Origin of the sequence: Streptomyces sp. NPDC090025, from assembly GCF_044748125.1 — a bacterium.
Lineage (GTDB): Bacteria > Actinomycetota > Actinomycetes > Streptomycetales > Streptomycetaceae > Streptomyces.
On the sequence record NZ_JBIVFL010000001.1, the window covers coordinates 1,303,789 to 1,327,338 of the forward strand.

At 72.9% G+C, this 23,550-nt stretch carries 20 protein-coding genes, 1 tRNA gene and 1 pseudogene; 16 read left to right on the forward strand and 6 right to left on the reverse strand.

The features are described from left to right. Positions 1-161: 161 nt before the first annotated feature. The 3 genes from ACIPXM_RS06035 to ligD form a co-directional block, all read right to left on the reverse strand. Entirely contained in the window at positions 162-2,378 is a 2,217-nt protein-coding gene (locus ACIPXM_RS06035; RefSeq protein WP_401652365.1) for a PBS lyase, read from the reverse strand. A gap of 438 nt (positions 2,379-2,816) precedes the next feature. Further along, positions 2,817-3,905 carry a DNA ligase gene (locus ACIPXM_RS06040; RefSeq protein WP_401652367.1) on the reverse strand — a complete coding sequence of 363 codons (1,089 nt, stop codon included), beginning with the start codon at positions 3,903-3,905 and terminating at the stop codon, positions 2,817-2,819. Then, a complete protein-coding gene (gene ligD / locus ACIPXM_RS06045) occupies positions 3,902-4,819 on the reverse strand; it encodes a non-homologous end-joining DNA ligase (RefSeq protein ID WP_401652369.1) in 918 nt (305 codons plus the stop codon). Before ligD ends, ACIPXM_RS06040 begins: the two co-directional genes overlap by 4 nt. Positions 4,820-4,869: 50 nt before the next feature. Here ligD and ACIPXM_RS06050 point away from each other — a divergent pair, with 50 nt between their 5' ends. Continuing rightward, positions 4,870-5,883, forward strand: a complete 1,014-nt coding sequence (locus tag ACIPXM_RS06050) for a Ku protein (RefSeq protein WP_401652371.1) — start codon at positions 4,870-4,872, stop codon at positions 5,881-5,883. Positions 5,884-5,947: 64 nt separating this feature from the next. Beyond that, positions 5,948-6,649 (forward strand): 4'-phosphopantetheinyl transferase family protein, encoded by a 702-nt coding sequence (locus tag ACIPXM_RS06055; protein WP_401652373.1) that lies wholly within the window; start codon positions 5,948-5,950, stop codon positions 6,647-6,649. Positions 6,650-6,663: 14 nt separating this feature from the next. Here ACIPXM_RS06055 and ACIPXM_RS06060 read toward each other — a convergent pair whose 3' ends face one another. After that, positions 6,664-7,644, reverse strand: coding sequence for a DUF5954 family protein (locus ACIPXM_RS06060; protein WP_401652375.1), 981 nt, complete (start codon positions 7,642-7,644; stop codon positions 6,664-6,666). Positions 7,645-7,863: 219 nt separating this feature from the next. Between ACIPXM_RS06060 and ACIPXM_RS06065 the strand changes: the two genes are divergently transcribed. After that, positions 7,864-8,349 (forward strand): hypothetical protein, encoded by a 486-nt coding sequence (locus ACIPXM_RS06065; protein WP_401652377.1) that lies wholly within the window; start codon positions 7,864-7,866, stop codon positions 8,347-8,349. Positions 8,350-8,450: 101 nt separating this feature from the next. Here the strand turns inward: ACIPXM_RS06065 and ACIPXM_RS06070 are convergent. Continuing rightward, positions 8,451-8,522: transfer RNA gene (locus ACIPXM_RS06070), tRNA-Arg, on the reverse strand. Between the two features lie 112 nt (positions 8,523-8,634). Between ACIPXM_RS06070 and ACIPXM_RS06075 the strand changes: the two genes are divergently transcribed. The 13 genes from ACIPXM_RS06075 to ACIPXM_RS06135 all read left to right on the forward strand — a co-directional run bounded on the left by ACIPXM_RS06075 (position 8,635) and on the right by ACIPXM_RS06135 (position 23,343). Next, positions 8,635-9,156 (forward strand): response regulator, encoded by a 522-nt coding sequence (locus ACIPXM_RS06075; protein ID WP_401652379.1) that lies wholly within the window; start codon positions 8,635-8,637, stop codon positions 9,154-9,156. Between the two features lie 169 nt (positions 9,157-9,325). Beyond that, complete coding sequence (gene nrtL / locus ACIPXM_RS06080; RefSeq protein ID WP_401652380.1) at positions 9,326-10,432, forward strand: ArgS-related anticodon-binding protein NrtL; 1,107 nt, start codon at positions 9,326-9,328, stop codon at positions 10,430-10,432. Between the two features lie 13 nt (positions 10,433-10,445). Next, on the forward strand, positions 10,446-11,837 hold the full coding sequence (lysA, locus tag ACIPXM_RS06085; protein WP_401652382.1) for a diaminopimelate decarboxylase: 1,392 nt from the start codon (positions 10,446-10,448) through the stop codon (positions 11,835-11,837). Between the two features lie 183 nt (positions 11,838-12,020). Beyond that, positions 12,021-13,319 (forward strand): homoserine dehydrogenase, encoded by a 1,299-nt coding sequence (locus ACIPXM_RS06090; RefSeq protein WP_401652527.1) that lies wholly within the window; start codon positions 12,021-12,023, stop codon positions 13,317-13,319. A 7-nt stretch (positions 13,320-13,326) separates the two neighbouring features. Further along, entirely contained in the window at positions 13,327-14,397 is a 1,071-nt protein-coding gene (gene thrC / locus ACIPXM_RS06095; protein WP_401652384.1) for a threonine synthase, read from the forward strand. A 346-nt stretch (positions 14,398-14,743) separates the two neighbouring features. Beyond that, positions 14,744-15,661, forward strand: a complete 918-nt coding sequence (gene thrB / locus ACIPXM_RS06100; RefSeq protein ID WP_401652386.1) for a homoserine kinase — start codon at positions 14,744-14,746, stop codon at positions 15,659-15,661. 414 nt (positions 15,662-16,075) lie between these two features. Further along, positions 16,076-18,136 (forward strand): transcription termination factor Rho, encoded by a 2,061-nt coding sequence (gene rho / locus ACIPXM_RS06105; RefSeq protein WP_401652388.1) that lies wholly within the window; start codon positions 16,076-16,078, stop codon positions 18,134-18,136. Positions 18,137-18,353: 217 nt separating this feature from the next. After that, on the forward strand, positions 18,354-19,445 hold the full coding sequence (locus ACIPXM_RS06110; RefSeq protein WP_401652390.1) for an LCP family protein: 1,092 nt from the start codon (positions 18,354-18,356) through the stop codon (positions 19,443-19,445). A 188-nt stretch (positions 19,446-19,633) separates the two neighbouring features. After that, positions 19,634-19,858 (forward strand): 50S ribosomal protein L31, encoded by a 225-nt coding sequence (gene rpmE / locus ACIPXM_RS06115; protein WP_309052006.1) that lies wholly within the window; start codon positions 19,634-19,636, stop codon positions 19,856-19,858. Between the two features lie 97 nt (positions 19,859-19,955). Beyond that, positions 19,956-21,032 carry a peptide chain release factor 1 gene (prfA, locus tag ACIPXM_RS06120; protein ID WP_401652392.1) on the forward strand — a complete coding sequence of 359 codons (1,077 nt, stop codon included), beginning with the start codon at positions 19,956-19,958 and terminating at the stop codon, positions 21,030-21,032. A gap of 133 nt (positions 21,033-21,165) precedes the next feature. Beyond that, positions 21,166-22,011, forward strand: a complete 846-nt coding sequence (gene prmC, locus ACIPXM_RS06125; protein ID WP_401652394.1) for a peptide chain release factor N(5)-glutamine methyltransferase — start codon at positions 21,166-21,168, stop codon at positions 22,009-22,011. A 34-nt stretch (positions 22,012-22,045) separates the two neighbouring features. Continuing rightward, the gene (locus ACIPXM_RS06130) at positions 22,046-22,693 is read left to right on the forward strand and encodes an L-threonylcarbamoyladenylate synthase (RefSeq protein ID WP_401652396.1); all 648 of its coding nucleotides are present in this window, start codon (positions 22,046-22,048) and stop codon (positions 22,691-22,693) included. Then, on the forward strand, positions 22,690-23,343 hold the full coding sequence (locus ACIPXM_RS06135; RefSeq protein ID WP_401652398.1) for a protein-tyrosine-phosphatase: 654 nt from the start codon (positions 22,690-22,692) through the stop codon (positions 23,341-23,343). The genes ACIPXM_RS06130 and ACIPXM_RS06135 overlap by 4 nt, the downstream gene beginning before the upstream one ends. Before the next feature lie 107 nt (positions 23,344-23,450). On the opposite strand, the pseudogene ACIPXM_RS06140 reads toward ACIPXM_RS06135, so the two are convergent. Then, a pseudogene (locus ACIPXM_RS06140) lies at positions 23,451-23,550 on the reverse strand (IS481 family transposase); the annotation flags it as partial.

The following is a 23,550-nucleotide window of genomic DNA, read 5'->3' on the forward strand; positions in this document are numbered from 1 at the left end:
CGGTACGGGGCCTGTACGTGCACGGGGCCGGGCCGGGCGGCCGGCTGGGCGGTGACGCGGCGGGGCTGGGCGCGGCCGGGCGGCCGGAAACCGTCCACCACCCCCCCCGCGCGTCACGCCCCCCGCGCGCCTCACGCCCCGCGCGCCTCACCCGGGCGGTCCTAGAACCCCCGCCGCTCCATCTGGTCCAGCGCCGCCCGGCACAGCGTGAGCAGCTTCTCGTCGTCGTGGACGTCGTGGGAGCCCGCACCGTCCTCGCGGGCGTTGTGCCGACGGCGCCGCGACAGCTCGGCGCGGATCGCCGGTTCCGCCTCCGCCGCCGACGGACCCATCTCCGCGAAGCACTCGGCGACCACCACCCGGGTGTGCCGGTTCTCCTCCCAGGCCGCCAGCAGCACCGGCAGGGTGACCTCGGCGTCGCCGCCGACCCGCCACAGCGCCGCCGCCGACCGCACCCGCACCCACAGGTCCCGCGAGCCGAGCCCGGCCCGCAGCGCGGGCACCGTACGGGCCGCCGCCGGACCGATCGCGCCGGCCGCCCGGGCCGCCGCACACCACTCGGCCGAGGTGGAGCCGGGCCGCAGCCACCGGTCGACCGCGTCCAGCGCCTCGTCCAGGGACCCGTCGAGCGACCACATCGCGCGCGCCGCCATCGACGACACCGCCGCCGACTCGGAACCGAGCAGCCGCCGCACGTCCGGCAGCGCCTCCCGGGCCACCGGACCGAACGACGCGAGGGTGCGCAGACACGCCTCCCGCACCCAGTCCCGCCGGTTCGCCGGTGCCCCGCGCAGCACCCGCAGCACCTCGGGCAGCGCCTGCGTGCCCCGGACCGCGCCGAGCGCGAACAGTAACGGCGCCGCCCGGTCGTACAGCAGGTCGTCGAGCTCCACCTCACCGAGCCGCCGCCGCAGCACCGGCGCCAGCGGCAGCGCGGCGGGGCCGAGCGCGTCGACCGCGTACAGCAGCTCACGGCGCACCTCGCGCTCCTCCAGGGCGCGCGCGAGCAGCGGGATCGCCCGCGGGTCGCCGCACCGGGCGAGCGCGAGCAGCGCACCGCCACGTCCGGCCCGCGCCCCGGGCCCGGGCAACCCGAGCGGCCCCGCCGAGGCGGCGGTCAGCCGCTGGGCGAGCGCGTCGGCGGCGGGCCCGGCCAGCTCGAAGAGCCGTTCGAGGAAGGAGGTGGCGGCCTCGCGCAGCCTCGGGTCGGGGTCGGCGAGCTGCGCCCCGACCAGCCGCACCACCTCGTCGTACCGCCCGCGCCAGACTCGTATCAGACCGCCGCACAGCCAGATGGCGTCCGACCGCTGCCCCCAGTCCGGGCTGCGCAGCTGCGCCAGGATCAGCGCGATGCGGTCGTCGACCCGGTCGTCGAGGGCGGAGTGGAGGGTACGGAGCAGCTCCTCGGTCCATGGCGAGGGGCGGCCGGCGGCCTGCTCGTCGAAGAGCTCCCTGACCTGCCCGATGAGGCTCGGCGCGGGCAGCCCGGCCCCGCCCTCGTCCTCGCCCTCGGCTTCGAGGCCGACGTCGAGGCCGACGTCGAGGCCGAGCTCCAGGTCGAGATCGAAGGGGCCGTAGCCGTCGAACTCGTCGGGGGCGCCGCCGGGGCCGGACCCCGCGCCGCCCGTGCCGTCCGCCGGGGCCGTCCGGACCTCGTCGAGCAGCGCCGTCACCCGCTCCACCACGTCGTACGGGATCTCGCCCGGCGCGACCCGGGCGAGCTGCGCGAGCGCGGCGAGCCGCAGGCCCGGCGCCTGCGCGGCCCGGGACAGCCACGACAGCCAGTCGACGGTCTCGGCGCGCAGCGTCTCGTGCCGCAGCGCGAGCCGCCCGACGGCGGCGACGAGTGCCAGCCGCACCTCGGTGTCCCGCTCCACGGTGAGCCGCTCGCGCAGCAGGTCGAGCACCCGTACCGGATCGCCGTGCAGCGACGCGAGCGCGCAGGGCGCGGCCAGCCGCACCTCCGGATCGGGGTCGTCGACCAGGCCGAGGAACACGTCGGACCCGGCGGCCACCGCGGCGGCGGCCATCGCGTAGTTCGCGGCCGGTATGAACTCCTCGTCGTCCGGGTCGAGTTCGTCCAGCTCCTCGTCGCCGCACAGGTCGATGCCGCCGATGCTGGTGAGCAGCTCCACGATGCCACCGCGGTCCTGGACGGTGGGGTCGGCGACGAGTTCGAGGAGGAAGGGGATGCAGGCGAGGGTGGAGTCGTAGACGTCGCCCTGGTGGTGCACGGCGCCGTACATGCCGTCGAGCGCGTTCTCACGCTCGGCGGGGTCGGCGGAGGCGAGCCCCCGCAGCAGCTCGGGCACGTCGTCCGCGGGGCCGTACGCATGGCCCAGCGAGGCCCAGTCGACCTCCTCGATCCCCGTCAGCATCCAGCCCGCCTTCCCCGTGAGCGCTGTACCAGGCAGCAAGTGTGCACCAACGTGCCGACAACAAGGCCCTGCCCGCAGCACGCGGCGCCGCGAGCCCCGCGCGGCCGCACGCTTTGCGCCACGCCGGGCCACGCCTCGGGCCCCGCCGACCCCCCGGCCCGCCGCCCACGGCGCTTTCCGCCCCGCTTCCGCCGCCGCCGGGCCGCCCGTAAGGGACGGCGGACATGGGCAGTTGTGCGCGGAGGGGCGGCACCGGGGGTGCGGGGAGGGCGCGCGGGCACTTTGTCCTGAACGGAACGGGGGGACGGGGGAATCGAATTCCGGCCGTTGGGCCAGTTCGCCCCGCAGTGGGGCGCGTCGGGAGTGGGTCGGGGGCGGTCAGGGGGCGCGCGGGGGGCGAGCGGGGTGGGGCGCGCGGGGGCGGGGCGCCCTGGCCCGTCAGGCGGCCCGGCCCGGGCGGTCGGGGGGCTCCCCGGCCGGGCCCGCGTTCCCGGCGTGGTCCCCGGTCGGGCCCTCGGCCGGGTCCTCGGGCCAGGGCGCGTCCTCCCGCACCCGGACGAAGCGCGCGGTGTCCTGGCGCCCGGCGATGAGCAGGAGCTCCACGGTGGCGGGCGGGTCGAGCGGCCGTACCGGGCCGTGCTCCGGATGGTCGACGGGTGGCCGTACGGGCGGTCGTACGGGCGGCCGTACGGGCGGTCGTACGGCTGCGTCGTCGGCGGCGGGGCGCAGCGCGGGCGCGGTCAGTTCGGCGACCTCGCGGGCCTGCGCGCCGGTGAGCCGGGGCGTGGTGCGCAGTTCGCGCCCGTCCGGCAGCCGGACGAGCAGCGCGTGCGGCCGGTCCGGCGGCCCGAACACCCCGACAAGGAGGGCGTCCTGGGTGTCGGACTGGCGGACCTTGCGCCAGGCCCAGGTGGCGCCGCCGGGCCGGTACGCCGAGTTCCACGCCTTCGCCACCACCCCCTCCACCCCGGCGTCGCGCAGCGCGCCGAACCACTCGCGGGCGGTGGTCTCGTCCTCGGTGGCGAGCACCCGTTGCAACGGCGGCCCGGTCCCGTCGAGCGCCGCGCCGAGCAGCTCCCAGCGCTCCCGCAGCGGCCGGGTGCGCAGATCGTGGCCGGGCAGCGCGAGCAGGTCGAAGGCGATGAACGAGACGGGCACGCCCGCCCGCTCGCGCTCGCGGTGGGTGCGCAGCAGGTCGGTGAAGCTGAGCCGTCCGTCGCGGTACGCGCAGAGCTCGCCGTCCAGGACGATGCCGGGCGGCAGCCGCGCGCCCAGGTAGGCGGCGATGGCGGGGAACTCGGGGGCCAGGTCGCGCCGGTTGCGGGACTGGAGGAAGACCTGGCGGTCGGCGAGGACGAAGGCGAGGGCGCGGAAGCCGTCCAGCTTGAGGGAGTACTGCAGGCCGCCGGGGACCGAGCCCTGCCCGGGGAGCCGGTCGGCGGCGCGGGGCCGCATGACGTCGACGGGCGGGCGCAGCACGATGTCGCCGGGGGCGGCGGTTCCGTCCTCCCGGGTGGACCCGCTCATGAGGATCGTCCTGTCCCCGAGGCCGGCAGGGCGCCCGCCACCTCGGGATCGAACAGAGGTGCGAGCAGCTCCCCGTACCGGTCGAGCCGGTCCGCCATGTCCCCGAGCAGCAGCACGAGCCGGTCCGGCGTGCCGCGCTCCGCCGTCTCCTCGACCTCGTCCCAGGTCACCGGCGCGGAGACGGCCGGCAGCGGCCGGGCCCGCAGGGTGTAGGGGGTGGCGGTGGTCTTCGCGGCGGCGTTCTGGCTGTGGTCGACGAAGACCTTCCCCGGGCGCAGGGCCTTCGTCATCCGGTGCAGCACGAGCCGCGGCAGCTCGGCCTCGGCCGTGACGGCGAGCTCGCGCGCGTACGCCGACACCTCGGGCGAGGGCGCCGGGACCAGCGGCACGAGCAGGTGCAGCCCCTTGGCGCCGGAGGTCTTCGCGTACGCCGTGAGTCCGTCGGCGGCCAGCCGTTCGCGCAGGTGGAGGGCGACCCGGCAGCACTCGACGACGGTCGCGGGCGGCCCGGGGTCGAGGTCGAGTACGAGCCGGTCGGCGAGGCCGGGCGCCCCGTCCCGCCACTGCGGGGTGTGGAACTCGACCACCAGGTTCGCCGCCCACATCAGCGACGGCAGGTCCTGGATCACCGGCTGCCGGGCCCGGGGCGCGTCCGAGCGCGGCACGGGGGCCGTCGTCACCCAGGCGGGTGTGCCGGGCGGCGGGTTCTTGGTGAAGAACAGCTGGCCGTCGGGGCCGTCCGGGTAGCGGAGGAAGGAGACCGGCCGGTCCCGCAGGTGCGGCAGGATCGCGGGCCCGACGGTGGCGTAGTAGTGCAGCAGCTCGCCCTTGGTGGTGCCGGTGGCGGGGTGGAGGACCTTGTCGAGGTTGCTGAGGCTCAGCCGCCGCCCCGCCACCTCGGTGATGGGCGTCATACGATGAGAATCCCACGATTCCCCCACCTTCGGCGTGAAAGGGGATAAAGGTGCGATCCATCTGGAACGGCGCCATATCCTTCGGCCTGGTCAGCATCCCGATCAAGCTGGTCAACGCCACCGAGAGCCGCTCGGTCTCCTTCCGGCAGATCCACACGGAGGACGGCGGCCGGATCCGCTACCGCAAGGTGTGCGAGCTGGACGGCGCCGAGGTCACCCAGGCGGAGATCGGGAAGGCGTACGAGGACGCCGACGGGACCATGATCCCGATCACCGACGAGGACCTGGCGGCGCTGCCGCTGCCGACGGCGAAGACGATCGAGATCGTGGCCTTCGTGCCGGCCGGTGAGATCGATCCGCTCCAGATGGACGCCGCGTACTACCTCTCCGCCAACGGCGTCCCCGCCGCCAAGCCGTACACCCTGCTCCGCGAGGCGCTGAAGCGCAGCGAGAAGGTGGCGGTGGCGAAATACGCGCTGCGCGGCCGGGAACGGCTCGGGATGCTGCGGGTGGTCGACGACGTGATCGCCATGCACGGGCTGCTCTGGCCGGACGAGATCCGCGCCCCCGAGGGCGTCGCGCCGGAGACCCCGGTGCAGGTCAGGGAGGCCGAACTCGACCTGGCGGACGCGCTGATGGCGACGCTGGGAGAAGTCGACATCTCGACCCTGCACGACGACTACCGCGAGGCCGTGGAGGAGATGATCGCGGCGAAGGCGGAGGGCGGCGCGGGGGTGGTCCCGCCGGAGGCGGACGCGGACGGCGGGGGACAGGTGATCGACCTGATGGCGGCGCTCGAAAGCAGCGTGCGGGCGGCGAAGGAGGCGCGGGGCGAGACGGCGGAGGCGGGGGAGGCGGCGCCGGTGACGCGGTTGCGGCCGCGCTCGCGCGGGACGACGCCTAAGGAGACGGGGGCGAAGAAGTCGACGTCGGCCAAATCGACCACGACGGCCAAGCCGACGGCCAAGTCGACGTCGAAGAAGACAGCGGCGAAGAAGACGACCGCGAAGACGACCGCGAAGACGACCGCGAAGAAGGCGACCCCGCGCAAGCGCACGGCCTGAGCCCACCGCTGACCCGGGTACGGGATACGGTCGTACGAGGTGAGGCGAGGTGGGAGGGGGCCCGATGCGGGCGACGGGGGCGACGGGGGCGGAAGCCTGGCTGCTGGAACTGGACGAGGCGGCGGCGGGCCCCGTTCGGGCGGCCGGGGCGATGGCGGTCCTGGACGAGCGGGAGCGGGCCAGGGCGGCGGCGTTCGTACGGGCCGAGGACCGTGTCCTCTATACGGCGGCGCACGTCGCACTGCGCCGGGTGCTGGGCGAACTCCTCGACGTCCGCCCGGCGGAGCTGGTCTTCCGGCGCGAGCCCTGCCCCTGTTGCGGCGAGCCGCACGGCCGCCCCGCGCTCGACGTACCGGGCCTGACCGAGCCGCCGCTGCACTTCTCGCTCTCGCACACCCGCGGCCGGGTGCTGATCGCGACGGCGCCGGTGCCGGTGGGCGCGGACGTGGAGGCCCGGCCCGACCCGGCGGCCGTACCCGACCTGACGACTGTCCTGCACCCGGCCGAACGCGCCGAACTCGCCGCCGAGCGGGACCCGTTCCGGCAGGCCCTCGCGTTCGGCCGGATCTGGGCGCGCAAGGAGGCGTACCTGAAGGGCCTCGGCACCGGCCTGGGCCGCGCCCCGCACCTGGACGACGTCCGCCCGTCGGCCGCGGCGCCCCCGCCGGGCTGGACGCTGTACGACGTGGACTGCGGCCCGGCGCACCACGGGGCGATGGCGGTGGCGTCGGCGGCGGGCCCGCCGCCGACCGTGCACCGCCTCTGAGCACCGCCGTCGGCCTACTCGCCCGCGGGGTCGGCCTCGTGGTGGATGACGCCGTTCTCGTCCATGGTGGGGTGGAGCTTCATCGGCCCGTACTGATCGACGTCGGTGGAGCGCGGCGGCTCGGGTCCGTCGGGGCCGAAGCGGACCATGCGTTCGGCCCGGAAGACACGGAACAGGCGGCCTTCCAGGGTGAGTTCGTTGGACCGGCCGCGGGCCCGGAACTCGTCGGCGGCGCGCTGGTAGCGGGCTCGCCGCTCGTCGTCGAACTCGTACATCATCGGCCAGAGTTCGGTGAGTACGTCACAGAGGAAGGCGCGGGCCTCGTGCGGGGTCGGCATGATGGAGCCCTGCGGCTCCCAGCGGGCGCCGGACTTTTCGACGATGCCGAACGTGGTGGGGAGCAGCACCACATCGGGGTGGGAGAGCAGGGCGTCGGTGGACTCGTCGCGGACCTCGGCCGGGTAGCGCGCGCCGAAATAGCTGAACTCGCGCAGGCTCGACCGCAGCGACTCCGCCACCCGCCCGAGCTTGCGCGCGGGGTCGAGGGTGAAGCCCTCGTCGGGCGGGGTGGGCTGGGGGCGGCGCTTGTCCCAGTTCGGGTCGAGGGGCTCCACGTCGGTGGGCCGCGGCGGTTCGAGCCCCTCGGGCCCGGACCGCGCCACCTCGTCCCCGCGCACCACCCGGAACCGCTCCCCGAGCACCCGCACCTCGTTGACGGTCTCCCGCTCCAGGACGTCGACCGCGGCGAGCAACTCCCGCCGCTCGGCCGGGTCGTCGGTGTCGTCCTTGGCCCGGAACCACAGCAGCGAGTTCAACGAGTCCCGCGCACACTGCGCGGTCGGCTCCCGCACCGGTTTGACCAGCGTCCAGACCCCGTCCTCCCCGCACACCGCAATCCCGAACAAGGCCCCCCGCACGGCCAGCGACGGATACCGCACCGCCGCCTGCACCGCGTCGGCCTCACTCACCAGCGCCACCGGATCGTCATCACCCATGCACGCATTGTGACCCTCCCCGCCCTCCCGCCGGGCGGGAACGCCGAACTCACCCACCCGCCGTCCGAAACCGCGCGCTCGCCGCGCCGCTCGCCGTGCCGGTCGCCCTGCCCGACAGGACGGCCCGGCAGGCCCGGCCCAACTCCCGAATCGGCCAAGTGGCCTTTTTGTACTGCTTTTCGGGAAGGCCGGTTCTCGTCACACTCCGATGGGGCGGGCATGAGTTCAAGCCCGGCGCGGGCCGTGCCGGGGGAGGACGACGTGCTGGCCGAGGCCGCACAGGCGGCGACGGCCCACCGGAACGGGGCCTGTCTGCGTATCCCCGTCGCCGTCGACACGTCCGACCGGCTCCCGGACCCCGCCAGGATCCGCGCCCTGCTCAAGGCGCTCCGCCTCGAACCCGAGCAGGTCGACCTCCTCCTCGACGCCGGCCCGGTGGATTCGGACTTCGAGCGGGACAGACTGGCGGATCGCGCGGTGCTCGCCCTGCACGCGCTGCGCCCGTGGCGCTGGCGCCACAACCTGACTGCGTTCCCGAGAAGTCGGTCGACAGCGGTGATCCACCACGACGCCCAGCTCGTCGACTGCGCGACCGGAAGACGCCCCAAGGCGGGCGGCGGCACGGAGTGGCGCGCCTGGGCGACCTCCCACCACCTGGCGCTGGTCACATCCAGGCTGGCGCCGGAGAGCGAAAAGGCGGCCTGACGGTCCATCGGCCCCGTCGACATCACCGCCCGCACATACAACAAGACCCCGTACTCAGCGTTTCCGCTGACCACGGGGTCTGTGTGGCACTTCCTGCGAAGTGCCCCCGGCAGGATTCGAACCTGCGCACACGGCTCCGGAGGCCGTTGCTCTATCCCCTGAGCTACGGGGGCGTCTGCCGCGTTCTCTTGGCGACGGGTAGAACCCTACCAGCTCCCCGAGGGTGCCCATGAACAGGTATTTCCGTGGTGTCACCAGGGGGGTGTTCGCTCGCACGGGTCAGAAGTGGGCAAAACCCGGACGCCGGTGGGTGGGGCGACCTACTCTCGAGGGGTGTCAGGCGTGTCCGGGCGGGTGCTGGTTGTGGATGACAACCGGGTGATCCGTCAGCTGATCAGGGTCAATCTCGAACTCGAGGGGTTCGAGGTCGTGACCGCGGCCGATGGTGCCGAGTGTCTGGATGTCGTGCACGAGGTGCGGCCGGACGTCGTCACCCTCGATGTCGTCATGCCCCGGCTCGACGGGCTGCGGACGGCCGCGCGGCTGCGCGAGGATCCGCGGACCCGGCATCTGCCGGTGGCGATCATCAGTGCCTGCACCGAGTACGAGACGGACGGCGGGGGAGCGGTCTCCGGCGTCGACGCGTTTCTCGCCAAGCCCTTCGAGCCGTCCGAGCTGGTCCAGGTCGTCCGGCAGCTCATGCACCGCGAGCGGCGCCGGCGTGGTGACGGTGGGGACGGGACCGGGCACGACGGCTCCGAGGAGCCGCCCGCAGTCGGGTCCACCTGTTCGCGCAGCGAGTTCTAGAGGGTTCTGCAGAGAGTTCCAGAGACAGATCAGGCATAGATCAGGCATAGATCAGGGAGAGGGCTCGGAGAGGGTTCCCGAACAGGGGCTCCGTCGCGGGCCCGCACCCCCTGCCCACATGCCGAAACCGGTTCGCCTCCCCACCCCCCTCCTCCCCTACGCTGGTCCCGTGACCCCCGCGGACCTCTCCCTCACCGTGCTGCACGCCGTGCGCCGCGCGGTCGACGACGGTGCGCTGCGGGTCGACGTGCCCGCGCCCGACGCCGTCAAGGTCGAGCGGCCGCGCGGCGGCGGCACCGGGGACTACGCGACCAGCGTCGCGCTGCGGCTCGCCGGGCCCGCCGGGCGGGCGGCCGGGGAGGTCGCGCGGATCCTGCGGGAGCGGCTCGAAGGAGCCCCCGGGATCAAGGCCGTCGACATCACCGGGCCCGGGTTCCTCAACTTCACCCTCGACGGGGGCGGCGGCCGGCAGGTCGTCGCCGAGATCCGGCAGGCCGGGCGGGCGTACGGCGCATCCGACGCGCTCGCCGGAGAGCGGGTCCGGCTGCGGCCCGCCGACGAGCACCGCGCCCGGGTCGTCACCGACACCGTCCTGCGGCTGCTCCGCCACCAGGGCGCCGACGCCGACCTGGCCCCCGAGCCCGACGGTGCCTCCTTCCCCGTACTGCCCGCGCCCGGCCGGACCTCACCCCCCGCCCCCGCCCCCGAAGGCGACCCCCTCCCCGTACTGCCCGCGCCCGGCCGGACCTCACCCCCCGCCCCCGCCCCCGAAGGCGACTTCGACGGCGACTCCGACGCCGTCCGCTGGGCCCTCCTCCGGCCCGCCGTCCACGACCACGCGCTCGCCCTCCCGCCCCTCCTCGTCCAGCACGAGCGCAACCCGCTCTTCCGCGTCCGGTACGCCCACTCCCGGGCCCGCCGGCTCCTCGTGAACGCCGCACAGCTCGGCTTCACCCCCGCCTACGAGCACGGGTACGAGAGCGAGAGTGAGAACGAGCGGCGGAGCGACGACAACGGCGACGTACTGCTCGGCGCGCTCCGGGACCATCCCGCCGTCCTCCTCTCCGCCGCCCGGCTCCGCGCGCCCGACCGGCTCGCGCGGCACCTCGAGGTCGTCGCCGACGCGCTCCTCGCGTACCAGCACACCGTCCTGCCGCTCGGCGACGAGAAACCCTCGGCCGCCCACCGCGCCCGGCTCGCGCTCGCCGAAGCCGCCGGGACGGTGCTCGCCGGTGGCCTCGCCCTGCTCGGCATCAGCGCACCCGAACAGATCTGAAGGACGACATCCCATGAGCCGCTCCGCCCACCCCGCCGGACCCCGCCACGCCGACGTCCTGCCCGAGGGGCACTACTCCGCGCCGCCCGCCGACCTCAACCGGCTCGACCCCAAGGTCTGGTCGCGGACCGTCGGCCGGGACGCCGACGGGGTCGCCACGGTCGGCGGGATCCCGGTCACCCGGCTCGCCGAGGAGTTCGGCACCCCCGCCTACTTCCTCGACGAGAAGGACTTCCGGGTCCGCTGCCGCGCCTGGGCCGACGCCTTCGGCAAGGACGCCGACGTCTTCTACGCGGGCAAGGCGTTCCTGTCCCGCGCGATCGTCCGCTGGCTCGCCCAGGAGGGCCTGAACCTCGACGTCTGCTCCGGCGGCGAGCTGAGCACCGCGCTCTCCGCCGGGATGCCCGCCGAGCGGATCGCCTTCCACGGCAACAACAAGAGCGAGGACGAGATCCGCCGGGCCGTCGAGGCCGGGGTCGGCCGGATCGTCCTCGACTCCTTCCAGGAGATCGTCCGGGTCGCGCACATCGCGCAGTCGCTCGGCAAGCGCCAGCGGGTGCAGATCCGGGTCACCGTCGGCGTCGAGGCGCACACCCACGAGTTCATCGCCACCGCGCACGAGGACCAGAAGTTCGGCATCGCGCTGGCCGGCGGGCAGGCCGCCGAGGCCGTCCGCCGCGCGCTGAGCCTCGACGGCCTGGAACTCATCGGCATCCACTCGCACATCGGCTCGCAGATCTTCGACATGGCCGGCTTCGAGGTGTCCGCCCGCCGCGTCGTCGGACTGCTCGCCGAGGTCCGCGACGAGCACGGCGTCGAGCTGCCCGAGATCGACCTCGGCGGCGGCCTCGGCATCGCCTACACCTCCGACGACGACCCGCGCGAGCCGCAGCACATCGCCAAGGCGCTCACCGAGATCGTCACCCGCGAGTGCGAGGCCGCCGGGCTGCGCACGCCGCGGATCTCCGTCGAGCCGGGCCGCGCCATCGTCGGGCCGACCGCCTTCACGCTGTACGAGGTGGGCACCATCAAGCCGCTCGACGGGCTGCGCACGTACGTCTCCGTGGACGGCGGCATGTCCGACAACATCCGGACCGCGCTGTACGACGCCGAGTACAGCGTCGCCCTGGTGTCCCGGACCAGTGACGCGGAGCCGATGCTCGTCCGGGTGGTCGGCAAGCACTGCGAGAGCGGTGACATCGTCGTACGGGACGCGTTCCTGCCCGCCGACCTGGCGCCCGGCGACCTGATCGCCGTACCCGCCACCGGCGCGTACTGCCGGTCCATGGCCAGCAACTACAACCACGCGCTGCGACCGCCGGTCGTCGCCGTGCGGGACGGCGACGCGCAGGTCATCGTGAGGCGTGAGACGGAGGAAGATCTCCTGCGTCTCGACGTCGGGTGATGAAATAGTCGAGTGACGGAATTGTCAGGTGGTGGAATTCATGTCTCACGATCCGGACCGGGTGAGGAATCGCCCGTCCGGTGAGTGAGACTGGTTCCCGGCGCGGTGTCGGCCGGAAACTCCCGGCCGGGGCGGCGCGAGCTCCACATGATTGACGAGAAAGACGAGAGACGAGGTCGGATGATGCGTACGCGTCCGCTGAAGGTGGCGCTGCTGGGCTGTGGAGTGGTCGGCTCAGAGGTGGCGCGCATCATGACGACGCACGCCGACGACCTCGCCGCGCGCATCGGCGCCCCGGTCGAGCTCGCCGGTGTGGCCGTCCGCCGTCCCGACAAGGTGCGCGGCGGCATTCCCGCCGAGCTGATCACCACGGACGCGACCGCCCTCGTCAAACGCGGCGACATCGACGTCGTCGTCGAGGTCATCGGCGGCATCGAGCCCGCCCGCACCCTCATCACCACCGCGTTCGAGCACGGCGCCTCCGTCGTCTCCGCGAACAAGGCGCTGCTCGCCCAGGACGGCGCGGCCCTGCACTCCGCGGCCGTCGACCACGGCGAGGACCTCTACTACGAGGCCGCCGTCGCCGGCGCCATCCCGCTGATCCGGCCGCTGCGCGAGTCCCTCGCCGGCGACAAGATCAACCGGGTGATGGGCATCGTCAACGGCACCACCAACTTCATCCTCGACAAGATGGACACCTCCGGCGCCGGATACTCCGAGGCGCTCGACGAGGCCACCGCGCTCGGGTACGCCGAGGCCGACCCGACCGCCGACGTCGAGGGCTTCGACGCCGCCGCCAAGGCCGCCATCCTGGCCGGGATCGCCTTCCACACCCGGGTCCGGCTCGACGACGTGTACCGCGAGGGCATGACCGAGGTCACCGCCGCCGACTTCGCCTCCGCCAAGCAGATGGGCTGCACCATCAAGCTGCTCGCCATCTGCGAGCGGGCCGCCGACGGCGGCTCCGTCACGGCGCGCGTGCACCCGGCGATGATCCCGCTCAGCCACCCGCTCGCCTCCGTCCGCGAGGCGTACAACGCGGTCTTCGTCGAGGCGGAGGCCGCCGGGCGGCTCATGTTCTACGGCCCCGGCGCGGGCGGTTCGCCGACCGCGTCCGCGGTCCTCGGCGACCTGGTCGCCGTCTGCCGCAACAAGCTCAACGGGGCGAACGGCCCCGGCGACTCCGCGTACACCCAGCTGCCCGTGAGCCCCATGGGCGACGTGGTGACGCGCTATCACATCAGCCTCGACGTGGCCGACAAGCCGGGTGTGCTCGCCCAGGTGGCGACGGTCTTCGCCGAGCACGGTGTGTCCATCGACACGGTCCGCCAGCAGGGCAGGCCCGACGGCGGCGGCGAGGCTTCCCTCGTCGTCGTCACCCACCGCGCGCCCGACGCCGCCCTCTCCGGGACCGTCGAAGCGCTGCGCAAGCTCGACACCGTGCACGGTGTCGCCAGCATCATGCGTGTTGAAGGGGAGTAAAGGACCCATGACCAGCAAGGGCACCCACCAGTGGCGCGGCATCATCGAGGAGTACCGGGACCGTCTTCCGGTCACGGACACGACGCCGGTCGTCACGCTCCGTGAGGGCGGTACGCCGCTCGTCCCCGCTCAGGTGCTCTCCGAGCGCACGGGCTGCGAGGTGCACCTCAAGGTCGAGGGCGCCAACCCCACCGGCTCCTTCAAGGACCGGGGCATGACGATGGCCATCTCCAAGGCCAAGGAGGAGGGCGCGCAGGCGGTCATCTGCGCGTCCACCGGCAACACCTCGGCCTCGGCCGCCGCGTACGCGGTGCGCGCCGGGATGGTGTCCGCCGTCCTGGTGCCGCAGGGCAAGATCGCGCTCGGCAAGATGGGCCAGGCCCTGGTGCACGGCGCGAAGATCCTCCAGGTGGACGGCAATTTCGACGACTGCCTCACGCTGGCCCGCGGCCTCTCCGAGAACTACCCGGTGGCGCTGGTCAATTCGGTGAACCCGGTGCGCATCGAGGGCCAGAAGACGGCCGCGTTCGAGATCGTCGACATGCTCGGCGACGCCCCCGACATCCACGTCCTGCCGGTCGGCAACGCGGGCAACATCACGGCCTACTGGAAGGGCTACACCGAGTACGCCGCCGACGGCCTCGCGACGCACACCCCGCGCATGTGGGGCTTCCAGGCGTCCGGTTCGGCGCCGCTGGTGCGCGGCGAGGTCGTCAAGGACCCGTCGACGATCGCCACCGCGATCCGCATCGGCAACCCGGCCTCGTGGCGCCAGGCGATCGCCGCGCGCGACGAGTCGGGCGGCTTCATCGACGAGGTGACGGACCGTGAGATCCTGCAGGCGTACCGCCTGTTGGCCGCGCAGGAGGGCGTCTTCGTGGAGCCCGCGTCGGCCGCGTCGGTCGCCGGTCTGCTGAAGGCCGTCGCGCAGGGCAAGGTCGACCCGGGTCAGAAGATCGTCTGTACGGTCACGGGCAACGGCCTGAAGGACCCCGACTGGGCCGTCGCCGGTGCCCCGCAGCCGGTCACCGTCCCGGTCGACGCGGCGGCCGCCGCCGAGCGCCTCGGGCTGGCCTGAACCGACGCACGACACGGCCCCCGGCGATGATTTCCGGTCGTGAGAACGGCCGGAAAACATCGCTTCACCGGGCCTCGGGGCCTTCCCGGCCCCGAACCTGACCCCGGGTCAAACCCGATCAGGAACCTACATAGGCGCACAGGTTGGCGCGCGACACGCATCGTGCGCCTCCTGTGCGCCCTATGTCGCGACAGAACCTTCCTTCGATAGGCTGTACCGAACCCGCCCCGACGCATATGCGTCGTGTCGTTGCCGTCGCCGCCCCAGGGGGCGAGCGGCGCCCGGGTTCTCCGTACGTCCTCCGAACAATTCCGCAAGTCCGCACGTCAAGGAGAGTCATCGAGCGATGGCCGGTCCCGCCTTCCGCGCCGCCGCCGTACGGGTGCGCGTTCCCGCCACCAGCGCCAACCTCGGCCCGGGCTTCGACGCCTTCGGGCTCTCGCTGGGGCTCTACGACGACGTCGTCGTCCGGGTCGCCGACGCCGGGCTGCACGTCGACATCGCCGGCGAGGGCGCCGACAACCTGCCGCGCGACGAGAGCCACCTGCTCGTCCGCTCGATGCGCACGGCGTTCGACCTGCTCGGCGGTCAGCCCCGCGGCCTCGAGGTCGTCTGCGCCAACCGCATCCCGCACGGCCGCGGCCTCGGTTCCTCCTCCGCCGCCATCTGCGCCGGCATCGTCGCCGCCCGCGCCGTGACCATAGGCGGCGACACCCGCCTCGACGACACGGCGCTGCTCGAACTGGCCACCGAGATCGAGGGCCACCCCGACAACGTCGCCGCCTGTCTGCTCGGTGGATTCACCCTCGCCTGGACCGAGTCCGGCGCCGCGCGGGCGATCAGGATGGATCCCTCGGATTCCATCGTTCCGGTGGTTTTCGTCCCCGGGAAGCCCGTACTGACGGAGACCGCCCGCGGCCTGCTGCCGCGCACCGTCCCGCACGTCGACGCCGCCGCCAACGCGGGTCGCGCCGCCCTGCTCGTCGAGGCCCTCACCCGCCGCCCCGAACTGCTGCTCGCCGCCACCGAGGACCGGCTGCACCAGGAGTACCGGGCGCCCGCGATGCCGGAGAGCCTCGCCCTGGTGAACCGGCTGCGCGCCGACGGAGTGCCCGCGGTCATCTCCGGCGCGGGCCCCACGGTGCTCGCGCTCGCCGAGCCCGCGACCGCCGACAAGGTCGCCCTCCTGGCGGGCGACGGCTGGGCCGCGAACCGGCTCGACCTCGACATGCCCGGCGCGAGCGTGCTGCCGCTGGCGCCCTGACGGGCAGCCGCGCGGCCCCCCGACCGGGGCCGCGCGGACACGGATTGCCGGTGACGGAGAGGGGGAATGTTTGTTGGAGCCGGTAGTGTTAACCTCAAGTCTGCACCCGACGTCTTCAAGGCGCGGTGCTCAGTGTCCCCCTCGGGACCATCAATTCTTCCGGGAGCCTCCTCCACTGCCTGAGCAGCCTGCCTGAGCAGATTCGAGCACGCTCCGGAACCGGCACGACACCCCTCGCTTTCTCCGCTGAGGGCCGAGCAGGGGGCTCGGGCCGGACACAGCACTTTTCTCTTTTCCGCCGTACACCCGGCGGGACCACCGCCCCGACACGGTTCGCCAAGCAGGACCGCTGCCGGACAGCACAACCGGTCGCCGAGCCAGATGGCCGACGTCCGCTCCAGGGAAGGACCCTTCGTGAGCGACACCACCGATCTGATGGGCGTGACTGCCGACAACAGTGTCGACACCGCCGCGCCCGCCGAAGGTGCTGCCACTGGCACCACCGCACGGCGCCGCCGCTCCGGCACCGGCCTCGAGGGCATGGTCCTGGCCGAGCTGCAGCAGGTCGCGTCCGGCCTCGGCATCAGGGGCACCGCGCGGATGCGCAAGAGCCAGCTGATCGAGGTCATCAAGGAGGCGCAGGCCGGGGGCGGCGCCCCCGCCGCCGCGCCCGCCACGTCCGGCGACGCCGCCGAGACCAAGCCGAAGCGCCGCGCCACCTCCAAGGCCCGCACCGGCGAGACCGCCGAAGCCGCCGCGCCGAAGGCCGAGAAGGCCGAGCAGGGCGAGCCCGCCGCCGCCCAGCAGATCGAGATCCCCGGCCAGCCCGCGGGCGACGCCGCCCAGACCGGCGAGCGCCGCCGCCGTCGCGCCACCGCCCCGGCCGGTTCGCCGGACGGCGTCGACGCCAAGGCCGCCGAGACCGTCAAGACCGAGGCGCGCGCCACCGAGACCCGTACCGCCGAGTCCCGCACCGAGGCCAAGGGCGACGCCCAGGCCGACGCGGACGGCGAGGGCCGTGGCCGTCGTGACCGTCGCGACCGCCGTGACCGGCAGCGCGACCGCAAGGGCGACGACCAGCAGGCCGGCGGCCAGGGCGGTGGCCAGGGCGGCCAGCGCAAGGACCGTCAGGACCGGCAGGACCGCCAGGGTGGTCAGGACCGCCAGGGCGGTCAGCAGCAGGGGCAGGCCGGCGGCCCGCAGGGCGGCGGCGCGGGCCCGCAGGACGACGACGACTTCGACGGCGGCCGTCGCGGCCGTCGTGGCCGCTACCGCGACCGCCGTGGCCGTCGTGGCCGCGACGACTTCGCGACCGGCGAGCCGCAGGTCTCCGACGACGACGTGCTGATCCCCGTCGCCGGCATCCTCGACATCCTCGACAACTACGCGTTCATCCGTACCTCCGGCTACCTGCCCGGCCCGAACGACGTGTACGTCTCGCTCGCCCAGGTCCGCAAGAGCGGCCTGCGCAAGGGTGACCACGTCACCGGTGCGGTGCGGCAGCCGAAGGAGGGCGAGCGCCGCGAGAAGTTCAACGCGCTGGTGCGCCTCGACTCGGTCAACGGCATGGCGCCGGAGTCCGGCCGCGGCCGCCCCGAGTTCAACAAGCTGACGCCGCTCTACCCGCAGGACCGGCTCCGTCTGGAGTCCGACCCGGGTGTGCTGACCACGCGGATCATCGACCTCGTGTCGCCGATCGGCAAGGGCCAGCGCGGTCTGATCGTGGCCCCGCCGAAGACCGGCAAGACCATGATCATGCAGGCGATCGCCAACGCGATCACCCACAACAACCCCGAGTGCCACCTGATGGTCGTCCTGGTCGACGAGCGTCCGGAAGAGGTCACCGACATGCAGCGGTCGGTCAAGGGCGAGGTCATCTCCTCGACCTTCGACCGTCCGGCCGAGGACCACACCACCGTCGCCGAGCTCGCCATCGAGCGCGCCAAGCGCCTGGTGGAGCTGGGCCACGACGTGGTCGTGCTGCTCGACTCGATCACCCGTCTGGGCCGCGCGTACAACCTCGCCGCCCCGGCCTCCGGCCGCATCCTGTCCGGTGGTGTCGACTCGACCGCGCTCTACCCGCCGAAGCGCTTCTTCGGTGCCGCGCGCAACATCGAGGACGGCGGCTCGCTGACCATCCTGGCCACCGCGCTGGTCGACACCGGCTCGCGGATGGACGAGGTGATCTTCGAGGAGTTCAAGGGCACCGGCAACATGGAGCTCAAGCTCGACCGCAAGCTCGCCGACAAGCGGATCTTCCCGGCCGTCGACGTCGACGCCTCGGGCACCCGCAAGGAGGAGATCCTGCTCAGCAGCGACGAGCTCTCCATCACCTGGAAGCTGCGTCGTGTGCTGCACGCGCTCGACCAGCAGCAGGCGATCGAGCTGCTCATCGACAAGCTGAAGCAGACGAAGTCGAACGCCGAGTTCCTGCTCCAGATCCAGAAGACGACGCCCGGCGGCAGCAACGACTGACGTTTCCCCGCTCCGGGAGACCTCGGTCACACGCCGGGACCGGGCCCCAGGCCCGTGATCTCTTCGTGACCTGCGCAAACGACCGCGCCCGCCGTGTCCGCACGGTGGGCGCGGTCGTGTTACGGGCCGTCGCTCACCGAAACCTCACAGGGTCGTGTGCAACCCTTTTGGGTGGTTCGCCGTCACACAAGGTGAATCACAGGCCCTAGGGGAGACGATGACCGAGCAGCACAGCAGCGGCCGAATACGCGGCAACGGCCGCCGTCGCAAGCCGCCCGCCAAGGGGCGCCGCGCCGCGAGCGCCGTCGCCTGGGGTGCCGCCGTGCTCGTGCTCGTCGGCGGCTCCGGACTCGGGTACGTGTACTTCAAGCTCAACGGCAACATCAAGGGCGTCGACATCAACGGGCAGCTCGGCAAGGACCGGCCCGTCAACGTCGACAACGGCTCGATGGACATCCTGGTCCTCGGCTCCGACTCGCGCTCCGGCGCCAACGACGAGTACGGCAAGGACGAGGGCGGCGCCCGCTCCGACACCGCGATGATCGTGCACGTGTACGAGGGCCACAAGAAGGCGTCCGTCGTCTCCGTCCCGCGCGACACCCTCGTCGACCGTCCGCAGTGCACCGACGACAAGGGCAACACCACGCCCGCCCAGCACCGGGCCATGTTCAACACCGCGTACGAGGTCGGCGGCCCGGCCTGCGCCGTGAAGACCGTCGAGGCGATGTCCGGCATCCGCATGGACCACTACATCGAGGTCGACTTCACCGGCTTCAAGAAGCTCATCGACGAGCTCGGCGGCGTGAAGGTCACCACCACCAAGGCGATCAAGGACTCCAAGAGCCACCTCGACCTCGAACCGGGCACCCACACCCTCGACGGCGAGCAGTCCCTCGGCCTGGTCCGCACCCGCAAGAGCGTCGGCGACGGCAGCGACCTCGGCCGCATCCAGCTCCAGCAGGCGTTCATGAAGGCGTTCATCGAACAGGTCAAGAGCGTCGGGGTGTTCACCAACCCCAAGACCCTGCTCGACCTCGCCGACACCGCCACCAAGGCCATCACGCCCGACTCCGAGCTCGACTCCGTGAACGAGCTGATGGGCTTCGCCAAGGGACTGTCCGGGATCGGCGCCAAGGACGTGCAGATGGTCACGCTGCCCGTCGAGTACGACCCCGTCGACCCCAACCGGGTCCGGCCCATCGAGGCCAAGGCCGACCAGGTCTGGAAGGCGCTCAAGGCCGACAAGCCGATCCCCGCGAGCGCCACCAAGGACGCCGCCACCGGCCAGGCCGAGGGCCTGGTGAAGTAGCCCGCCGTGCCGCCCCGGGCCGCCCCTGGCCGTACCCCGGGGGCGCCGCGGACCCGCCGGGAATAGTTCCGCGACGACCCCGGTTTTGGGAGATGCGGCCGGTCCTGGCAGACTGGTACGTCGGCCCCGGTTCACGCATGTGCACCCCGCACGGGCGACCCGGAGCCCTCCCGAAACTAGGAGACACCTTGAAGCGCGAGATCCACCCCGAGTACGTCGAGACCCAGGTCAGCTGCACCTGTGGCGCGTCGTTCACCACTCGTAGCACCCTGACCGACGGCACCATCCGTGCCGAGGTCTGCTCCGAGTGCCACCCGTTCTACACGGGCAAGCAGAAGATCCTCGACACCGGCGGCCGCGTCGCCCGCTTCGAGGCCCGCTTCGGCAAGGCTGCCGGCTCCGCCAAGAAGTAGCGAGCCACTGCGCCGGTTCTCGGCCGCCCCCGCGCGGGGTGGCCGGGACCGGCGCTTTGCCGTCCCGTAGCAACTGACGAAAGACCAGGAGCCCCCGATGTTCGAGGCGGTCGAGGAACTGGTCGGCGAGCACGCCGACCTCGAGAAGAAGCTCGCCGACCCTTCGGTCCACGCCGACCAGGCGAACGCGCGCAAGCTGAACAAGCGGTACGCCGAGCTGACCCCGATCGTCGCCACCTACCGCTCCTGGAAGCAGGACGGGGACGACATCGAGACGGCGCGCGAGCTGATGCACGACGACCCCGACTTCGCCGCCGAGGTCAAGGAGCTGGAGAAGCACCGCGAGGAGCTGACCGAGAAGCTGCGGCTGCTGCTCGTCCCGCGCGACCCCAGCGACGACAAGGACGTCATCCTGGAGATCAAGGCCGGCGCCGGCGGCGACGAGTCCGCCCTGTTCGCCGGTGACCTGCTGCGGATGTACCTGCGCTACGCCGAGCGGATCGGCTGGAAGACCGAGATCATCGACGCCACCGAGTCCGAGCTCGGCGGCTACAAGGACGTCCAGGTCGCCGTGAAGACCAAGGGCGGCAACGGGGCCACCGAGCCCGGCCAGGGCGTCTGGGCGCGACTGAAGTACGAGGGCGGCGTGCACCGCGTGCAGCGCGTGCCCGCGACCGAGTCGCAGGGCCGCATCCACACCTCCGCCGCCGGTGTGCTCGTCACGCCCGAGGCCGAGGAGGTCGAGGTCGAGGTCCACGCCAACGACCTGCGCATCGACGTCTACCGCTCGTCGGGCCCCGGCGGCCAGTCGGTCAACACCACCGACTCCGCCGTCCGCATCACGCACCTGCCGACCGGCATCGTCGCCTCCTGCCAGAACGAGAAGAGCCAGCTCCAGAACAAGGAGCAGGCCATGCGCATCCTGCGCTCCCGGCTGCTCGCCGCCGCCCAGGAGAAGGCCGAGGCCGAGGCCGCCGACGCGCGCCGCAGCCAGGTCCGCACGGTCGACCGCTCCGAGAAGATCCGGACGTACAACTTCCCCGAGAACCGCATCTCGGACCACCGGGTCGGCTTCAAGGCGTACAACTTGGACCAGGTGCTCGACGGCGAGCTCGACGCGGTCATCCAGGCATGCGTCGACGCGGACTCCGCGGCGAAGCTCGCCGCCGCGTAGCCCGTCGGCGTCGGCCGGCACCGGGCGGCGTCCGGTGCCGGCCGTCAGGGTCCGGCCGTCAGCACCGCCCGGACCACCGAGTCACCCCCGCGTCACCCTCGTAAAGCCCCCACCCGCACCACGGAGGACCAGCGTGAACCTGCTGCTTGCCGAGGTGGCCCAGGCCACCCAGCGGCTGGCCGACGCCGGCGTTCCCTCACCGCGTTTCGACGCCGAGGAGCTCGCCGCGTTCGTGCACGGCGTCAAGCGGGGGGAGCTGCACAACGTCAAGGACGCGGACTTCGACGCCCGCTACTGGGAGGCCGTCGCGCGTCGCGAGGCGCGCGAGCCGCTCCAGCACATCACCGGCCGCGCGTTCTTCCGCTACCTGGAGCTCCAGGTCGGCCCCGGCGTGTTCGTGCCCCGCCCGGAGACCGAGTCGGTCGTCGGCTGGGCCATAGACGCCGTGCGCGCGATGGACGTCGTCGAACCGCTCATCGTCGACCTGTGCACCGGCTCCGGCGCGATCGCCCTCGCCATGGCGCAGGAGGTGCCGCGCTCGCGCGTGCACGCCGTCGAGCTGTCCGACGACGCACTGGTGTGGACCCGGAAGAACGCCGAGGGCTCGCGGGTCACCGTGCACCAGGGCGACGCGCTCAGCGCGCTGCCCGAGCTGGACGGCCAGGTCGACCTGGTCATCTCCAACCCGCCGTACATCCCGCTCACCGAGTGGGAGTACGTGGCCCCCGAGGCCCGCGACCACGACCCGGAGATGGCGCTGTTCTCCGGCGAGGACGGCCTCGACACCATCCGGGGCATCGAGCGGACCGCGCACCGGCTGCTGCGGCCCGGCGGGCTCGTCGTGATCGAGCACGCGGACACGCAGGGCGGCCAGGTGCCGTGGATCTTCAACGAGGAGGCCGGCTGGACGGACGCCGCCGACCACCCCGATCTGAACAACCGGCCGCGCTTCGCGACCGCCCGCAAGGCCACCCCATGACCAGGCACGACGTGTACGAGGAGGACCGGGACTGATGGCTCGGCGATACGACTGCAACGAGGCGACGGACCGTGCGACGGGTCTGCGTGAGGCCGCGTCCGCCGTACGCCGGGGCGAACTGGTCGTGCTGCCCACCGACACCGTGTACGGCATCGGGGCGGACGCGTTCAGCGCGGAGGCGGTCGCGGACCTGCTGGACGCGAAGGGGCGCGGCCGGAACATGCCGACGCCGGTCCTCATCGGTTCGCCGAACACGCTGCACGGGCTCGTGACCGACTTCTCCGAGATGGCGTGGGAACTGGTCGACGCGTTCTGGCCGGGCGCCCTGACGCTGGTCGCCAAGCACCAGCCGTCGCTGCAGTGGGACCTCGGTGACACCCGGGGCACCGTCGCGATCCGGATGCCGCTGCACCCGGTCGCGATCGAGCTGCTCACCGAGGTCGGCCCGATGGCGGTGTCCTCGGCGAACCTGACCGGGCACCCGTCCCCGGAGGACTGCGACGCGGCCCAGGGCATGCTCGGCGACGCCGTCTCCGTCTACCTCGACGGCGGTCCGACCCCCGGCATCGTGCCGTCGTCGATCGTCGACGTCACCGGCAAGGTCCCGGTGCTGCTGCGGGAGGGGGCACTGTCGGCGGACGAGCTCCGGAAGGTGGTACCCGACCTCGAGGTGGCGAATTGACCGCCCCTGAGGGGCGTGGCATAGCGGGGCACGAGTTCGACGGCAAGACCTTCCGCATCCTCCACGTCAGCACCGGCAACGTGTGCCGCTCGCCGATCACCGAGCGGCTGACCCGGCATGCCCTGATCCACCGGCTCGACGACCCGCTGGTCGGCGGCCTGATCGTGGAGAGCGCGGGCACCTGGGGGCACGAGGGTGCGCCGATGGAGAGCAACGCGGAGCAGGTCCTGGCCGACTTCGGCGCGGACTACAGCGGCTTCGTGGGCCGCGAGCTCCTCGACGAGCACGTGATCCGCGCGGACCTGGTCCTCACGGCGACCCGGGACCACCGGGCCCAGGTCATCTCGATGGGCCACTCGGCGGGCCTGCGCACCTTCACCCTGAAGGAGTTCACCCGCCTCGTCCGCGCCATAGACCCGGCGACCCTGCCGGACCCCCGCGACGGCCACAACACGGTCGACCGCGCCCGCGCCCTGGTCCGCGCGGCGGCGGCGCTGCGCGGCTGGCTGCTCGCCCCGTCGGCGGAGGCGGACGAGGTCAACGACCCGTACGGCGCGCCGATCACGTTCTTCCGCTCGATCGGCGAGGAGATCCAGCAGGCGCTGGACCCGGTCGTGACGGCGTTGACCGGAGTACGGACAAAGGGCTGAGCCCGGCGGTCGGAGGCCGCCGCAGCGGCCCGATGCCCGGGAGGCCCTCCGGGGCCGAGTGGTGCGAGGGGTGCGTCGGGGAGTGGGTCCGGGGTACGGACGAAGGGCTAGGTGTATTGCCCTGTGAGGTTGGGGACGCGGCTGGCGGGTGGTTTGCCTGTGAGTGCGGTGTGTCCGCGGTGGTGATTGTAGGTGTGCAGCCAGTCG

What these genes read in the sequence shown, in the direction of transcription:
- ACIPXM_RS06065 (WP_401652377.1), top strand. Translation starts at nt 7,864, where the DNA reads ATGAGTTCAAGCCCGGCGCGGGCCGTGCCGGGGGAGGACGACGTGCTG.
- ligD (WP_401652369.1), bottom strand. Translation starts at nt 4,819, where the DNA reads ATGACGCCCATCACCGAGGTGGCGGGGCGGCGGCTGAGCCTCAGCAAC.
- lysA (WP_401652382.1), top strand. Translation starts at nt 10,446, where the DNA reads ATGAGCCGCTCCGCCCACCCCGCCGGACCCCGCCACGCCGACGTCCTG.
- ACIPXM_RS06035 (WP_401652365.1), bottom strand. Translation starts at nt 2,378, where the DNA reads ATGCTGACGGGGATCGAGGAGGTCGACTGGGCCTCGCTGGGCCATGCG.
- thrC (WP_401652384.1), top strand. Translation starts at nt 13,327, where the DNA reads ATGACCAGCAAGGGCACCCACCAGTGGCGCGGCATCATCGAGGAGTAC.
- ACIPXM_RS06040 (WP_401652367.1), bottom strand. Translation starts at nt 3,905, where the DNA reads ATGAGCGGGTCCACCCGGGAGGACGGAACCGCCGCCCCCGGCGACATC.
- ACIPXM_RS06060 (WP_401652375.1), bottom strand. Translation starts at nt 7,644, where the DNA reads ATGGGTGATGACGATCCGGTGGCGCTGGTGAGTGAGGCCGACGCGGTG.
- thrB (WP_401652386.1), top strand. Translation starts at nt 14,744, where the DNA reads ATGGCCGGTCCCGCCTTCCGCGCCGCCGCCGTACGGGTGCGCGTTCCC.
- ACIPXM_RS06110 (WP_401652390.1), top strand. Translation starts at nt 18,354, where the DNA reads ATGACCGAGCAGCACAGCAGCGGCCGAATACGCGGCAACGGCCGCCGT.
- prfA (WP_401652392.1), top strand. Translation starts at nt 19,956, where the DNA reads ATGTTCGAGGCGGTCGAGGAACTGGTCGGCGAGCACGCCGACCTCGAG.
- ACIPXM_RS06090 (WP_401652527.1), top strand. Translation starts at nt 12,021, where the DNA reads ATGCGTACGCGTCCGCTGAAGGTGGCGCTGCTGGGCTGTGGAGTGGTC.
- ACIPXM_RS06130 (WP_401652396.1), top strand. Translation starts at nt 22,046, where the DNA reads ATGGCTCGGCGATACGACTGCAACGAGGCGACGGACCGTGCGACGGGT.
- ACIPXM_RS06055 (WP_401652373.1), top strand. Translation starts at nt 5,948, where the DNA reads ATGCGGGCGACGGGGGCGACGGGGGCGGAAGCCTGGCTGCTGGAACTG.